The 15,200-nt window shown below is 42.4% G+C and carries 12 protein-coding genes; 6 read left to right on the top strand and 6 right to left on the bottom strand.

What is annotated here, in order from left to right:
• The first annotated feature begins 106 nt into the window (after window positions 1–106).
• Entirely contained in the window at window positions 107–1,102 is a 996-nt protein-coding gene (locus B6N13_RS05505; RefSeq protein WP_348981524.1) for a LysR family transcriptional regulator, read from the top strand.
• A 533-nt stretch (window positions 1,103–1,635) separates the two neighbouring features.
• Entirely contained in the window at window positions 1,636–2,571 is a 936-nt protein-coding gene (locus tag B6N13_RS05500) for an NYN domain-containing protein (RefSeq protein ID WP_169458762.1), read from the top strand.
• Here the strand turns inward: B6N13_RS05500 and B6N13_RS05495 are convergent.
• Window positions 2,522–2,821 (bottom strand): hypothetical protein, encoded by a 300-nt coding sequence (locus B6N13_RS05495; protein ID WP_169458761.1) that lies wholly within the window; start codon window positions 2,819–2,821, stop codon window positions 2,522–2,524. The genes B6N13_RS05500 and B6N13_RS05495 overlap by 50 nt on opposite strands.
• A gap of 324 nt (window positions 2,822–3,145) precedes the next feature.
• Window positions 3,146–4,642: a Fic family protein gene (locus B6N13_RS05490; RefSeq protein ID WP_169458760.1), complete on the bottom strand. Its 1,497-nt coding sequence runs from the start codon at window positions 4,640–4,642 to the stop codon at window positions 3,146–3,148.
• 529 nt (window positions 4,643–5,171) lie between these two features.
• Between B6N13_RS05490 and B6N13_RS05480 the strand changes: the two genes are divergently transcribed.
• Window positions 5,172–5,480: a LysR substrate-binding domain-containing protein gene (locus tag B6N13_RS05480; protein ID WP_282434067.1), complete on the top strand. Its 309-nt coding sequence runs from the start codon at window positions 5,172–5,174 to the stop codon at window positions 5,478–5,480.
• Window positions 5,481–5,840: 360 nt separating this feature from the next.
• On the opposite strand, the gene B6N13_RS05475 is transcribed toward B6N13_RS05480, so the two are convergent.
• Window positions 5,841–6,014 carry a hypothetical protein gene (locus B6N13_RS05475; protein ID WP_169458758.1) on the bottom strand — a complete coding sequence of 58 codons (174 nt, stop codon included), beginning with the start codon at window positions 6,012–6,014 and terminating at the stop codon, window positions 5,841–5,843.
• Between the two features lie 167 nt (window positions 6,015–6,181).
• Between B6N13_RS05475 and B6N13_RS05470 the strand changes: the two genes are divergently transcribed.
• Window positions 6,182–6,325 (top strand): hypothetical protein, encoded by a 144-nt coding sequence (locus B6N13_RS05470; RefSeq protein ID WP_169458757.1) that lies wholly within the window; start codon window positions 6,182–6,184, stop codon window positions 6,323–6,325.
• Window positions 6,326–6,408: 83 nt separating this feature from the next.
• Here B6N13_RS05470 and B6N13_RS05465 read toward each other — a convergent pair whose 3' ends face one another.
• Window positions 6,409–7,269, bottom strand: coding sequence for a DUF6624 domain-containing protein (locus tag B6N13_RS05465; RefSeq protein WP_169458756.1), 861 nt, complete (start codon window positions 7,267–7,269; stop codon window positions 6,409–6,411).
• 271 nt (window positions 7,270–7,540) lie between these two features.
• On the opposite strand from B6N13_RS05465, the gene B6N13_RS05460 reads away from it, so the two are divergent.
• A complete protein-coding gene (locus B6N13_RS05460) occupies window positions 7,541–7,738 on the top strand; it encodes a hypothetical protein (protein WP_169458755.1) in 198 nt (65 codons plus the stop codon).
• A gap of 577 nt (window positions 7,739–8,315) precedes the next feature.
• On the top strand, window positions 8,316–10,325 hold the full coding sequence (locus B6N13_RS05455) for a deaminase (protein ID WP_169458754.1): 2,010 nt from the start codon (window positions 8,316–8,318) through the stop codon (window positions 10,323–10,325).
• A gap of 932 nt (window positions 10,326–11,257) precedes the next feature.
• Here the strand turns inward: B6N13_RS05455 and B6N13_RS05450 are convergent.
• Both B6N13_RS05450 and polA read right to left on the bottom strand, forming a co-directional pair.
• A complete protein-coding gene (locus B6N13_RS05450) occupies window positions 11,258–12,268 on the bottom strand; it encodes a type II toxin-antitoxin system PemK/MazF family toxin (RefSeq protein ID WP_169458753.1) in 1,011 nt (336 codons plus the stop codon).
• 44 nt (window positions 12,269–12,312) lie between these two features.
• Entirely contained in the window at window positions 12,313–15,063 is a 2,751-nt protein-coding gene (gene polA, locus B6N13_RS05445; protein ID WP_169458910.1) for a DNA polymerase I, read from the bottom strand.
• Window positions 15,064–15,200 lie beyond the last annotated feature (137 nt).

The following is a 15,200-nucleotide window of genomic DNA, read 5'->3' as shown; positions in this document are numbered from 1 at the left end:
TATCTCCTGTTTTTAGAATTATTTGATCGAGAGGCTCAGTTTACTTCTTACACAGTATCAATAATAATTATGTTTTTAAGGGTTAGGTATTATAGAAGGTAATAGTTTGTTGAGATCCAAGGATATCGCGTTACTAAATGATTTCGTAGTTCTCTGTGAAGTAGGCAACATGACTCGGGCTGCCAAAGAATTGAACACGACCCAATCAGCGGTGACTCAAAGAATGCAAAGACTTGAGTCCGCATTGAATACATCGTTGATGAAAAGGCATTCGAGAGGAATAGAACCCACAGAGCAGGGAAAGATATTGCTGAGTTATATTTCTCGGCTGAATCTACTAGTTGACGATGCAATAGCTGAAATTGCTGCTTGGGAAGGATCCCCTGTTGGAGCAGTTTCGATAGGTCTTCCTCCATCCGTGTCAGCAGTTCTTACTACGCCTCTAATATTTGCAGTGAAGAATTCTCTACCAGGCGTAGAGCTGACGGTAGCCGAGGCATTTTCCGGTTACCTCGAGGGATGGTTAGAGACTGGCGAGATAGACTTTGCTTTTGTGTTTAATCGAACCTCTACTCCGCAAATTGAAGTCACTCACTTGCTTTGTGAAGAGCTTTATCTAATTTGCAATTCAGAGTTGAATAGCAGACTCCCTGACGAGTTGGAGGTCAAAGATCTAGAGCGTATTCCACTCATTGCTCCAAGTCGGCGGCATGGCCTTAGAACAGAAGTACAAAAAGAAGCAAACAAACAAGGAATCGATCTAAATATCGTGCTTGAGATCGATGCTGGGCACCAGTTGATAAGGCAAATTGAGTTAGGTTTAGGTGCCGCAATTTTGGCAAGGTCGTCCGTTATGCCTGAACTTACCACAGGAACCCTATTTAATAAGCGTATTGTGAAGCCTTCGTTTACACGTACGGTATCCTTGGCTGTCCGACGGCAAAAAGCGGAGTCTTATCTACTTAAACGGGTTGAAGAGGTGCTTCTTAAAGTCGTTACGGAACTGATCCAGACGGATAAATGGCCGGCTGATATATATATGATCAATCAATCAGATAAGAGGGAAGTCGCTTGCCCGTACGCCCAAGGGCGAAGCGACTAATCACGCTTCGCCCTTGCTTCATCTAGACACATGAATGCTTAACGCAGGAAGTTGTCTTTTAGCAGATCTTTTACTTCGTCCATGCGCCCATTTAATACCGCTCTAATACCAAACAGCGCCGTCGACGCCACTTGCCCAGCTTCAATTTTGGGTGGCATGACCAGCTCCATCGGGCTGACTTTATGCTCAATGTCGTCAACAGTAACAAGACCGTCCTAAACCAATTTAAGGTATCTGGTCTCTTCTGGATAGCGGGTATCTAGATGCCGCCCGATTTTTTGAATAAAAATATGTAAATATTGATATATTAATGTTATTTAGTTATATTCTGAAAACAACTTATCCATCTTCCACGCGTGGCGACATACAGACCCCTGGAGTTGGACGAATAAGCCGGCCTAGTGCCGGTTTTTTCACATCTGGGCCTTGGAAGGCGTGAATGAACAATGGATATGGAAAGTCCTTACCTCTCTTCTTTTTTTTGGTATTAGACTCGCCGGTTATCATGATATCCAAGTGATTGGAGTGAAAATATGAAAACGAGAGTCTATATTGATGGTTACAATTTCTACTTTGGTTGCTTAAAAGGCATCTCATACAAATGGCTAGACCCCGTTTCTCTTATTGAAATCTTACTAGTACGTTCTGGTGCTCCAGAATCTGCACTTGATGAACTAGCTGTTAAGTTCTTTACAGCTGAAATTTCTGAACGCGCGGCGTCGGACAGTAGCTCTTTGAATGACCAGCGCGCTTACCATCTTGCACTATATAATCACTGCCAAGATAGACTGCAGACCATAAAGGGCAACTACTCAATTGATAAAACCAAATTTCCAAAAGTTGAATTAGATGAGAGAGGAAAAGAAAAAGAGCCTAAGTTTTCTGAGCGGGTGAAAATATGGAAAATGGAAGAGAAGCAAAGCGATGTTAATGTGGCTTTGGAAGCAGTATATGATGCCGTGACAGATTTAACACTTGAGCACATTGTTTTTGTCACCAACGACACCGATATCATTCCAGCATTACGAAAAATTCAGTCTCATAATGCCTTGAAACAACGCTCTCCCGTCAAAATAGGTTTGATCATTCCCATGAGAAAAAGTGACTCAGAGCGGAAGGGAAATCAGTCTTTAAAAGATTTTGCCGATTGGACGATCAAATATATACACGAAGAAGAATTGCAAATTTCACAGCTACCATGCCGCGTTGCTGGGGCGAAATCTGCCATAAAACCTGTTAGTTGGTTTAAGTATCCAGATAAAGTCGAAGAGATTCTGAATACCTTAAGCCAGAAAGGGGTTGAAGGCAGTGTGCCAAAAGCGTGGAAATGGCTAGAGCGCCCATTGCATCATGCAGATGGCCTGGAAAATATGAAAGGTATTCCAGCCGATTTGATGGATGATGAAATTGCCTTAGGCATCATTCATCAACATGTAAAAGCCTATGCAGACTACAAAAAGCGAAGTTGATGCATTCCGATGTGATTAATTTTTTATCTGGCCCAATTGTCGAAGAGTTGCAGTCAGATGGAAGGTTATCTGACTGCATTGGAGCGATACGCATAGCATTGCGTCGAGTTAACTGCTCAGCTAGAGCTTGGTCATAGTCGGCACTTTGTTGAGTGGATTTTTGAATGAATAACTTCAAGCGGCGCCAACTGGCAAAGCCATATTGTCGAGCAATGACTCTTTGTGCATCTAAAATAGAGAAGGGTTGCAAGGAAAATAGATTTTTTTAAAGTGCGTAAAGTGGGGCTGATGAAAATAACGCATGACCTCTATATCCAATTGAGTCGCCAGCAAAAAGATCTTGCCAAATGATACCAAGCATTGTTCAAAGTACAGGTATCAGATGAGGAACTAGGTGGAGTACGCACAGCCACCCAGTCCGATATGGTACTGGGGAATGACATATTTAAAGAAGGGATTGAAATGCTAATAGGCAGGCGAGTGACGCCAAGGAAACGCGGTAGGAAGCCAAGTCAGAAAGCCTAATTTTCATCCGACCTCAATTCTTGCACAATTGCTCCGTCGTGAATTTTGATCATGGCGTATTATCTAATTCTTCTTTAAATAATATTTCTAAGTAGGCTTGTTCTAAAGCGTCGAATGCATCAGTGGGCACTTCATATTGAAACTGATCTCTACGTTTCTTAGATATCTTGCCGCTTTGCTCTAAACAGAAGACTACCAACTTTGAAAGTGTTCGGTCATTAATATCGTACAGCTTATTGATATGGCGTTTTAGGGCGTCGTATTGGTTGAGATATGCCACTTCCTGCTTGATATAGTGTTCCATGGCTTCGTCGCATGCTTCCGCCATCAGCTCGGCACAGGCGGTGCCATCCCAATAGCGATAGATAGATTCATGACCTTTGAATTCAAAGGCCAAGTTTTCAACATCAAGGTAATCCACTTGCCAGAATGGACGAGTCTCGGATGAGTAGGCACTTAGTGCTTCTAGATAGTCTCGCTCTCGGTTATACAGCACCGCTGACACGGGGAGTAACAGGCCGTTCGCAAGTTGCCCACTGCGACATAGTACGTGATGAAACATAAAGCGTGATAAGCGTCCATTCCCATCCATAAAAGGATGTAAGAATACAAAGCCAAATGAGATAACCGCTCCAAGCACAATAGGATCTACTTGCCCTGGTAACTGGTTGGTCAGTTGCTCCCACTCTTCCATCAGTTCACGGCATAAATTCGGTGAGGGCGGTACATACGTGACGCCGATAGACCCAGGACCATTGCTTAAGTAGTTCTGCTCATTGCGATAGGACACGGCCCATTCATAGGGGTTGTTGATCGTGGCCTTCTGCAATTCTGCTAAATAGTCTTCATCGATTGCACGGGGAATGTGTGCTTGTCTCAGTAGGTTGGTATACCGCTGGATTTTATTGGTATCGGGCTGCTCTTTCTCGATAGCGAAGGAATCTTTGGTTTCACTGAGATACACCCAAGATAAAGCTCGGTTGAGCATGGCGTTATCTAACCCATCAGTAAACTCTTTGGCTTTTTGCAAAGTGTTTTTGGCCAATGCCTTTTCAAGACGCTCAGTTCGCTTCACTATGATGCTGTAGTCTAAGGAGCCGATTACATTGATATGGACGCGCCAGCGTTTATTCGTCTGATTATCTGCGGTGATAAAACGCTTTGGATCTAATAAAGGGATATAGTTACCACGTGTTAGTTTAGTGGTGCGTTGCAATGATTGCTGATGAAAGTGTTCCCAAAGTAGGCAGGCAATACGGATATATTTGCCCATAGGCAAAGATTCATAGACAGCCAAAAGCTCGCTTTCGTCCACCTGAAGCAGAGCTTGGGAAAGTATTTGTAAATTAAGGTCTTCGTATTTCAGTGTAAAAAGAATGTGATCGAGTATCTTATCCGAAGGCTTTAATGAGGCAGGCGTTGCTAATGTATTGTCAATTAGCTGTACCTTAGTTACTGGCATAATACGGGCAGATACTTGCAATGGCAGCGCTTTGATATCTGTGCGCTCCAGTAAGTATGCGTAACCTACGGATGTATTTGTCATATTCAGCCCAAAAAATTTTTACAAAACTAAGATTTTAGTTATATCTGCTTCATTCGTTAAGATAATAGTTACATTCTAGGCATTGTTCCTTGGTGTTGGATATACCTAACTGCAATTTAATCTAAGAAAATGTTTACGGAGCTAAGATTTTTATTACAAATAGTCATTTCTTCAAGAAAATGTTTACAGGCTGTGTGTAAGTAAGCGTTTCTATATGGTTTATCTTGAGTATGATTTGTTATCTGGCCTTTTTAAAGAGAGGCACCTAATGCGCCTCGTCCAAGTTGTCTCTAATTCCCGCTTCTACAAGCAAAGGCTCATTGAACATCCCAGAAGAAGAACTCGGACGGATTCAGTCCGCTACGCATTCAGATATGGCACTGGGGAATGACAGATTCAAAGAAGAGATTGAGAAGTTAACGGGTAGGCGAGTGACGCCAAGAAAGCGCGGTAGGAAACCGAGTCAGATTGATTAAATTTTCATCTGACCCCAATTGTTAATAAATCGGGGCAATATATTCCCTGTGAGTTGCCTCGAACCCACATCACTGACGATGGTGAAGCAATGGCTAACATGTGCATCGATGGATTTGGCGTTGCTCAATTGCCACACTTTCTTGCTAAAAAAGCGCTAAAAGAAAGAAAGCTTATTTCTTTATACCCTTACTACCGACCTCCCCAGCAAGATAGTGGGGTATTCGTGATTTACCCGAAAAGAGAATTTATGCCGGCTAGAGTGAGGGTCTTTATTGAGTTCTTAAATGAGTCGTTGCGAACCATGGGAGAAGGGCATAACTATACATGGGTGCAGGGTTGGCAACATGAAGTGAGCTTTTAAATTAGGGTCAGATGAAAATATAACAGATTAAGCGCGTGTCAAAGATGGTAACTAATCTGATACAAACAGGATGTTTGATCAGAGCTTACAAGTAAACCTTATTTCAAAGGAGTGAAATAAGGTTTACTTCCCAGACTTTGTCCTATTGGTATCCCCATCATCCAGTAAATTAGGGGCAGATGAAAATAGAGATGCAAATACCACATCCCAGAAGAAGAACTCGGACGGATTCGATCCGCTACGCATTCAGATATGGCACTGGGGAATGACAGATTCAAAGAAGAGGGTAGGCGAGTGACGCCAAGAACGCGCGGTAGGAAACCAAGTCAGATGGACTAAATTTTCATCTGACCCCAATTGCTAAACCGGCGACCCGGTCGCTACAAACGCACGAATGGTCTGCTCAATCGCTTCCTCATAGAATGCTTCCATTGCCGATGAGTCAATCTTACCCTCATCAAACTGCCGCTGCGCCTGCATTAACTCTGGTGATCTAGGGAGGCTTCCGATGGCTTCAGTAGGTAACAACATCATTTTTTAACTCCATTCAAAATGCTTGTATAAATAGAGTGTAGACCATTCTCTCTTTATGGATAAAAAATTAGCCTATATGCCTAAAAAGTGGAAATTGGGAAATTAGGGTCAGCCAGAAAGGAATTGAAGGCAGTGTGCCAAAAGCGTGGAAATGGCTATAGCGTCCATTGCATCCTGCCGATGGACTGGAAAATATTGAAGGTATTCCAGCCGACTTGATGGATGATGAAATTGCCTTAGATATCATCCAGCAACATGTAAAAGCCTACGCAGACTACAAAAAAGAAGTTGATGCATTCCGGTGCGACTAATTTTTTTCTGGCCCCAATTGTTGGAGAGTTGCAGTCAGATAGAAAGTTATCTGACTGCAATGGCGCGCATAGGCTAATGGCTGCTATGCAGCAAGATAGCCGCCTTCTAATGCCCATTTGCGTATTAGTGCCTGCCACTCATCTTTGGTGTATCGATAAGCTTTACGCTGACGAATCATATCAGCCCACTCCTCATTGGCTTTGTTTAAATTCATCAAACCTACTTGCGCGCGTCTCTTGTTTAGGTTCTTTGGATCAACGACATTGTCGCTGTATTCCACCCGATCACTGTGCTCATTGAAGTCATTGAATGCGCCAAAAATGGATGGTTTATAAGAGAGCGTTAACGAACGATCAATCGAGACTGCGTAATACCCTCCATAGCACTCGCCTAAAGGCAAAGCCTCACGCATTAATTCAGCACTTCGATATTGAAATTGGCTGTTCTTCAAGCAGTTAATACCTAACCAGTAACACGCTTCCATCCCTTCTCGTCCAACGATTTGAGGGCCGAGCCATCCGTATTTGTCATAGATTGCTTCGAGCATCTCGACGGACTCTTCATTAAAATCATCTAAGTGGTCGAACCAACCAGCTTTTTTAGGTGAATAACGGCGCATCATAGCGATACGCATAGCATTGCGTCGAGTTAACTGCTCAGCTAGAGCTGGGTCATAGTCGGCACTTGGTTGAGTGGATTTTTGAATGAATAACTTCAAGCGGCGCCAACTGGCAAAGCCATACTGTCGAGCTGTGACTCTCTGTGCATCTAGAATAGAAAAAGGTTGCAATAAGACTTGCTCAGTTTGCAAGTTTTGAAAAGAAGTATCGAAATGACTGATAAGCTCTACGACACTTGGATCGCCTGAACGATGTTTAGATCGTAAAGTACGTGCGGCGCGATGTAGATATTCAATGCTGGGATTATTTGGCAAGATTTTCATTTAAGCTCTCCTACATAGGTTGCACTTAACTCGCGAAAGCACAGAAAGCTAAAATGTCATATAAAAGGGTGGAGCATTACAGGTAAGGTTAACCTTTTTCCGCGAGTCGGATGCGCCCTGAAGCACTGTGTGTGATTTTAAAAACTTCCGGTACGGGTTGCAAGGAAAATAGATTTTTTCAAAGTGCGGGCAATTGTTAGTAAATAGTCTGGTTATGAATTCAAAGCATACTGAATATTCTCGCAAGCATAAAATATTACAAGGAGTATGTATGATTCAGAAAAATGGTGGCAAAGGAAAGGCAAACAACCCCATCGGTGTCATTATTCTACAGTTAGTTTTTAACAACATTTTCCTCTATAAACTAAGCGCTCCAGATGAAGTAAAACTATTGCCGACCAAGTACGCGCGACTAATGCCATATTTGCCTCAAGGCAGTCTTGGACCGTCGTGCGCGGATGTGATTTAGAAGAAGGTGACAGCGAAGGGATGCCTATTTGAGAGGAACACGTAGGAGATGAGCGCATTGCACATAACCTAGTGCGTCGCATCGACTTTGCTAAATTCATGGTTGCCGCTATTGAGAAAGAGGAGCTGATACAGACAGCGCAAGCTATTGCGAGTTGTATGAAATATAAGTGAATTAGGGCTTTCATACCAAGCTCTCATTAGAGCTACAAAGTGATAGTGAAATTACTTGGGTACGGACAACCACCCATTTCGACATGGCATTGGGGAATGACAAATTTAAAGAAGATGTTGAAAAACTAACGGGCAGGCGAGTTTCGCCTATTAAGCGAGGGCGGAAGCCAGAGAGCTTGATTTTCATCTGAGCCCAATTGCTACAGGCAACGACGGGTCACTTTATGGCTGAACTAGCTCTGAGAAAGGTAAGTTAATGAAGTGAGCAAAAAATAAGACAGCCCATAAATTCATATAACATTGAAATTATATTAGTTTTATTAGATATCTACGGTTTACTTTAATGATGATTTTTGCTTATTATTCATCATTACCTAGGATTAATTAATAAAAGGATTTCCAAGTTGAGAGACAATCAATATTCAGAGCTAGTGTTTGGTTTAACTGCACCAATTGGTGTGAATTGTTCAATAATTATAGAAGAATTAGAGCGGCAAATAGAGTTTCATAACTGGCGACCTCATCTTATAAACACCTCAGCATTAGTCCTAAATGAATTACAATTTATCGATAGTCGTGAACAAGAGAAAGGGCTAACAGCATTTCGTATAGCTTCTAAACAAGCTAAATATACTGAGGAAATAGGTAAAGGTGCTTCTTTAACATCGATAAATTCTGCACTTATTATTGATTACATTAAGAGTCAACGAGAAAAGCAGAGAGGCTTTTGTTTAGATAAAGGGGCTTATGGTGTAGTTTATATTATCAATATGTTAATCGACGATAAAGACTCAGAACAGTTAAGAGAATTTTACGAACACGGATACTTTCAAATTGGTATAACTGATAGTGAGGTTAATAGGAAAAAAAATCTAGATAAGTTGTTTAAAGCAGGTAGCTATAATACAACCTATGAGCAAAATTTTGCTCGTCATGTCGCTGAACGTATAGACAAAAAAGAAATTGAAAAGGTATTTATTCATTCAGATTTTTTTATAGATGCCTCAGAAAACCGAAATGATAAAATAGAGCGTTTCATTGATTTAATATTTGGAGCTCCAAACATTAGCCCAACTCACTCAGAGTTTTCAATGTTCATGGCTTTTATGGCTTCGGTAGACTCAGCAGATTTGTCGCGTCAAGTAGGGGCAGTTATTTCGTCACAGAATAATGATATTGTTGCTACAGGCTCTAATGATGTTCAAAAAGCGGGTGGTGGAAAGTACTGGCCTGATGAAGTATACGAACCATTGGGAAATGAAAATTTCGGTATGTTCTGTGATAAGAGAGATGCTGCGATAGGGTACGATGCAAATGCCAATACTATCTCTCAACTTTCAGCTGATATAGCAAAAACGCTATTAAAACAAATACCTGAAATTTCGAATGTTGAGCAAAAAGAACTCGAGAACGTTCTTCGTAATAAAACAGGATTAAAGGATATTACGGAATTCGGTAGAATTGTTCATGCTGAGTTATCGGCTATTATGAGTGCTCTCAGAAATGGAGTAAGAGTACAAGGTGGTCAATTGTCCTGTACTACCTTTCCGTGTCATAACTGCGCAAAGCACATCGTAGCAAGTGGAATAAAGCGGGTTGAATATATTGAGCCATACCCTAAGAGTAAGGCATTAGATTTACATAAGGACTCTATTTCTATGGGCGAAGAAGGTAGCGATAAAGTTGTTTTTTCCGCCTTTACAGGAGTAGGCCCAAGTCGATTTCTTGACTTATTTTCTACTATGGGGCTTGGTGCTGCGAAAAAAATAAAACGTAAAACTGAGGATGGAAAAGCTATACCTACGGAGCGAGGGAAATATTGTCATCCACGTGTTCCAGTATCTTTAGATAAACAGTGTTATTTAGAAGATAGAACTGAAGTATTTAAATGCATGTCTATTGCTAAGGCTATTTCGAACAAACCTGAAGATATTTTCGAAAAAACTTACTCTTCGTATATCAAGATATTTAATAATAAATCACCTGTTGTGATAGAACGAGTCAAAGAATTAGCTACTGATTACCCTTTGGATTACATGTTTTCTATGCAGATTCTTGATGAAGATCTCTCATCAAAAATATTTAAAGGATTACGTGTTAAATTTAAATTAAAACCAGGAACAACAAGATTGCTTTTAGCTCATTCAATTGAACTAATGAAGGTGAAAAGAATTGATGGTGAGCATGTAATAGGAGAGTGTATAGGCATTGCTCGTAGAAGTACGGATGGAGTTAATTGGTATATCGACAAGGTGATAGAATCACATCCTTCCAATTACCTAATAAAAGACTTAAAAGGTATCGCGCCGTATATAAATGAAAAAACTGAAATACAAGTCAGTTTTACTCTAGTACATAATTCTCAAGGAATGCCTTACGAAGCAAAAATGGTTGATTTATATAAAGGTTTTTGATTTTTTCTGCTTCACTAAGGAGATTTTTTTCATCACTAGTTTTTATGATTTCTGAGATGGTTTTTAGTCGAGGTTTGAAAAAAGTAAGGGGGGAGGGTTTTATTACAGTTGGATATATGCAACACGCATCTTTTTATTGAGGCTGATTGATGTAGTGGATTTGCTTAGGAGTTTTTTTGTGCTCAATGAAAGTCAGAAGCTGCTAAGAGTTGCAGGTAAAAAAGTTTTCTAGCAGGCTATCTTGGTTTTTTAAGCTACCGGAAGGTTCTTTACCATTGACTGTTTGTTGTAGGTTGCGATGAGTTGGCGTTAGTACTAAAATTGATCATGTAGAAGGGCTTAACATATGACTCATTACTGGATTGTCCATATGTTCTCACGCTACCAATGATTCGCCAGTGATATCATTGTTGATGGTTAGACTAAACATTGTTTAGTCACCCTGACCCCAAAGAGCTAAAGGGCTGCCATGAACTATCATTTTTCATTTTAAAAAAGAGCATTTGTCATGCTCTTTTTTTACACCTGATTTATATCACTGCGCTGAAGTTGTAATCGAGCTTAATTTTCATTTGACCCCTAGATGGATGGGGCGACGAGAGACGTCTAGTAAACGAAAAAGGAAAGCGAGTCAGATCGGTTTGTGTGAGCGAATGCTAGATGAGTTTTAAATAAAAGCATTTAAAATCAATTGTTTAATGTTCTTTATTGGCGATTTTGTGCAGAGTGCGGCTTTTAAAATGCAATTAACTCAAATTTTTTAAAAGCATAAAAAAGCCCATTAGAATAAGCTAACAGGCTTTTTTAAGATTTACATAGGCGGCTAGGTCGTTTATAGACGTCGGTAAGCTGGGAGCCGTTCCAGTTATTACCCTATGAACTAAGCATAACAAATGAAGCCTAGAAGTCAAATATATTTACCATTCAAGTGCCTAAGCATCATTTAGAATTGTGCTGTACTCATCTATCTCTTTTAAGACCATTTCTCTTATTTCCCTCTCGCTTCTGCCTGGGTTGAACTGCAAAAACAGGTCTTCGGTAATGTGCCAGAGAGCGTCAAGTTGACCGACTTTATGCTCTAACTCTTCCATTTTTGCTGAAGTAGTCTGAAGTGTAATGCTTAAGGCATCTCCTTTCTTCTCTAATCTATTTTTTTCTAGGTATAGTTCAGAGTTTTGTTGCTTTAAATTGAAGTAATCACTTACTCCAATAACAGAGCTTAGTGATTGATCTAAAGCTTTTAAGTCTACTTTACAGAGTTTATGGGGGTAACCGTCAGAGCGTTGTGGTTCTTGTCTGCCATTAGTCTTTATTGGTTTGGCTAAAGGCGGAAGTACTCTATTCAGTGACACTGTTTCAATCATGCTGCAAATAGCAAAGGACTGGGTATTCCGGTTATTGTAATTGATCAGTTTTTTTGTCGAGTCTTGATCTAATTCAAAGCATGTTTTATCTCCGATAGGTGGCACTTTTGAAGATATAGGGACAACTTGGATTCTATTACCTGTGGCTTTAACAACTATTGCTAGCCTGCGTTTATGCATTTCTCCCCACTGCATTGAATCAGGGTAGCGCTTATTAGATTTAGTGACGCCAGTATTCTTTTTTACTGAAGGAATATAACCATAATCTATTTCTACCAGTGTACCTTTATGGAGTTGGCTAATGACACTACCTTTTACCTTGTATGTTTTTGAAAGATATATTTCTTCTTTGTCATTATTTCTTGGCTCTAGTGTTATAACCACATCATCATTATTGGTATGGGCAACTGACTTAACTATCCAGCGGTGTTGTGAGTAACCATTAAACATTCGTGTAATCGTTACGGTATGGGGATTTTGCGGATAATTAATATCTGGAAAAAGAATCTCAGTGATATTGTTGTATTGTTCGTCACCTAATTTAGTTGATGTGCCATCCAGTATGTATGTAACGCGCATAGAATATCCATTTCAGCTTATCTAAATCAATTAAACGAGGCGCCTCAATGCGCCTCGTCCCAGTTGTCCCCAACCCCGGCCTCAACCAACAGCGGTACGTCAATCTGACTACTGTTTTGCATGATGTCGACGATTTTCTTTTGCGCAGCCTCTAGGTCTTTTTCGGCCACTTCGAAGATGAGTTCATCGTGTACTTGCATGATCATTTTCACGTCTAGGTCGGTGTCTGCTAGCCAGTCGTGCATTTTGATCATGGCGCGTTTGATGATGTCGGCGGCGGAGCCTTGCATCGGGGCGTTGATCGCGGTGCGTTCGGCGGCTTGGCGCATCATGGCGTTTTTCGCTTTGATGTCTGGCAGGTACAAGCGGCGGCCGTAGATGGTTTCCACATAGCCTTTTTCTTTCGCGCCTTCGCGGGTGTTTTCCATGTATTGCTGTACGCCTGGGTAACGTTCGAAGTAGCGTTTGATGTATTTGCCTGCTTCTGGGCGACCAATGCCCAGTTGTTTCGCTAGACCAAAGGCAGACATGCCGTAGATCAAACCGAAGTTGATGGCTTTCGCGCGGCGGCGCTGTTCTGTGGTGACTTCGTCTAGGCTGACTTCGAACACTTCCGCAGCAGTGGCTTTGTGCACGTCGGCGTCTTTGGTGAAAGCGTCTAATAAGCCCGGATCTTGGGACAAGTGCGCCATGATGCGTAATTCGACTTGAGAGTAGTCGGCCGCCACTAACTTGTAGCCTTTAGGCGCGATGAAGGCTTGGCGAATACGACGACCTTCAGCAGAACGAATTGGGATGTTCTGCAAGTTCGGATCGGTCGACGACAAACGGCCCGTCGCGGTAATCGCTTGATGGTAGGACGTATGAATGCGGCCGGTTTTTTGGATCATCTCTGGTAGTTTGTCGGTGTAAGTTGATTTCAACTTAGATAGAGTACGGTGTTCCATGATCAAACGTGGCAGTTCGTGGTCTTGCGCCAGTTCTTGCAAGATCGGCTCTGCCGTGGATGGTTGGCCTTTTGGTGTTTTCTTGATAACCGGCAAGCCTTGTTTTTCGAACAAGATGACTTGCAGTTGTTTTGGCGAGCTTAAGTTGAAGCTTTCGCCCGCTTCTTCGTGGGCTTTGATTTCCAGCTCTTGCAGTTTGGCGGCGATCTCGCTGCTTTGTGCATGAAGCAGTTCTGGGTCAATCAAGGCACCAGTTTGTTCCATTTTTGCCAATACCGGAATCAGCGGGCATTCGATGTCTTTGAAAATGCTGACTAATTCTGGCGTGGTTTCGATTTTCGGCCAAATGGCTTGGTGCAAACGTAAGGTGATGTCGGCGTCTTCCGCGGCGTAGAAAGCGGCTACTTCTAAATCGATTTGGTTGAAGGTTTTTTGTTTCGCGCCTTTGCCAGCAATGTCTTCAAAGCTGACGCAGGTGTGGCCAAGGAATTTGCTTGCTAATGTGTCCATGTCGTGACGTGAACTCACGGAATTGTACACATAAGATTCCAACATGGTGTCGTAAGCAATGCCACGCAAGGTGATGTCGTAGTTGTTTAGTACGTTGGCATCGTATTTGAGATGCTGGCCGACTTTGGCTTTGCTGTCGTCTTCTAACCAAGGTTTTAGCTGTTCTAGTACCCAATCGCGATCCAGTTGTTCTGGTGCACCTTCGTAATCATGGGCGACGGGAACGTAAGCGGCTTCGCCTGCTTCTACCGAGAAGGATAAGCCAACTAATTCCGCCGCCATGTAGTTCAGCGAGGTGGTTTCGGTATCGAAGGCAACCAGCTCGGCGGCTTGGATTTTCTCTAGCCATTTGTTGAAGCTGTCTTTGTCTAAGATGGTGTCGTAGTTGGCTTCGAGATCGGATTTAACAGGTGTTTCCACTTGGCCATTTTGCTCTGAGGAAGCATTGCCAACGGTGTCGCTGGCGGTTTCGACGCTTGGTGCTTTATCTAGGTCAGACAGCCAGGTTTTGAATTCGAGTTTGGTGAACCACTCGCGCAGTTTTTCTTTGTCCGCTTCGCCGTTTTTCAATTCTTGTGGTTCGAATGGCAGTTCCACGTCGCATTTGATGGTCGCCAAGGTGTAAGACAATTCCGCCATTTCTTTGTTGTCTTCCATTTTTTGCTTCATGGTTTTAGAACCACGGAAGCCCAAATCAGCGATTTCGTCTAAGCGGGTGTAGATGTCTTTGATGCTGCCCAAGCCTTGCAATAAGGCAAGAGCGGTTTTTTCACCCACGCCTGGTACGCCTGGGATGTTATCGACTTTGTCGCCCATCAGTGCGAGGTAATCGATGATCAGTTCTGGCGGAATGCCGAATTTGTCTTTTACGCCTTGGATGTCCATTACCGTGTTGTTCATGGTGTTCACAAGGGTGACTTTGTCGGTAACCAACTGAGCCATGTCTTTATCGCCCGTGGAAACCACCACTTCACGGCCTTGTTCGCCCACTTGTTTGGCGATGGTGCCGATCACGTCGTCGGCTTCCACACCATCAACAATGACCAAAGGCAAGCCCATGGCTTCTACCACACGGTGAATTGGCTCGATTTGTGGGCGAAGATCGTCCGGCATAGGCGGGCGGTGCGCTTTGTATTCGCTGTAGATCTCGTCGCGGAAGGTTTTGCCCTTGGCGTCGAAGATGATGACCATGGGGGAATCAGGGTAGGTTTTGATAAGGCTGCGGATCATGCTGATCACCCCACGCGTGGCGTTGGTCGGTTGGCCATCGCTGGTGTGCATAGGTGGAATCGCGTGGAATGCTCGGTAAAGGTAAGACGAGCCGTCTACCAAAACCATAGGTGGTGTGCGTGTTGTTGAATCCGTAGCCAAAATAGAACCTCTTTATGAATCGGCAAATATGAGGTCTATTCTATGTGTTTGAGCGTGTTTTTACAGCCAAAATGGCGAATTAAGTTTTAAGTAGGATTGTCAAT

The organism is Marinomonas sp. UCMA 3892 (assembly GCF_012726345.1).
Classification (GTDB): domain Bacteria; phylum Pseudomonadota; class Gammaproteobacteria; order Pseudomonadales; family Marinomonadaceae; genus Marinomonas.
Note: the sequence above shows the minus strand (reverse complement) of the source record. Positions and strands in the feature narration are given on the sequence as shown.

Coding starts and splice junctions, on each gene's coding strand:
- B6N13_RS05490 (WP_169458760.1), bottom strand. CDS start 4,642: ATGACAAATACATCCGTAGGTTACGCATACTTACTGGAGCGCACAGAT.
- B6N13_RS05465 (WP_169458756.1), bottom strand. CDS start 7,269: ATGAAAATCTTGCCAAATAATCCCAGCATTGAATATCTACATCGCGCC.
- polA (WP_169458910.1), bottom strand. CDS start 15,063: ATGGTTTTGGTAGACGGCTCGTCTTACCTTTACCGAGCATTCCACGCG.
- B6N13_RS05460 (WP_169458755.1), top strand. CDS start 7,541: ATGATTCAGAAAAATGGTGGCAAAGGAAAGGCAAACAACCCCATCGGT.
- B6N13_RS05475 (WP_169458758.1), bottom strand. CDS start 6,014: ATGATGTTGTTACCTACTGAAGCCATCGGAAGCCTCCCTAGATCACCA.
- B6N13_RS05500 (WP_169458762.1), top strand. CDS start 1,636: ATGAAAACGAGAGTCTATATTGATGGTTACAATTTCTACTTTGGTTGC.
- B6N13_RS05450 (WP_169458753.1), bottom strand. CDS start 12,268: ATGCGCGTTACATACATACTGGATGGCACATCAACTAAATTAGGTGAC.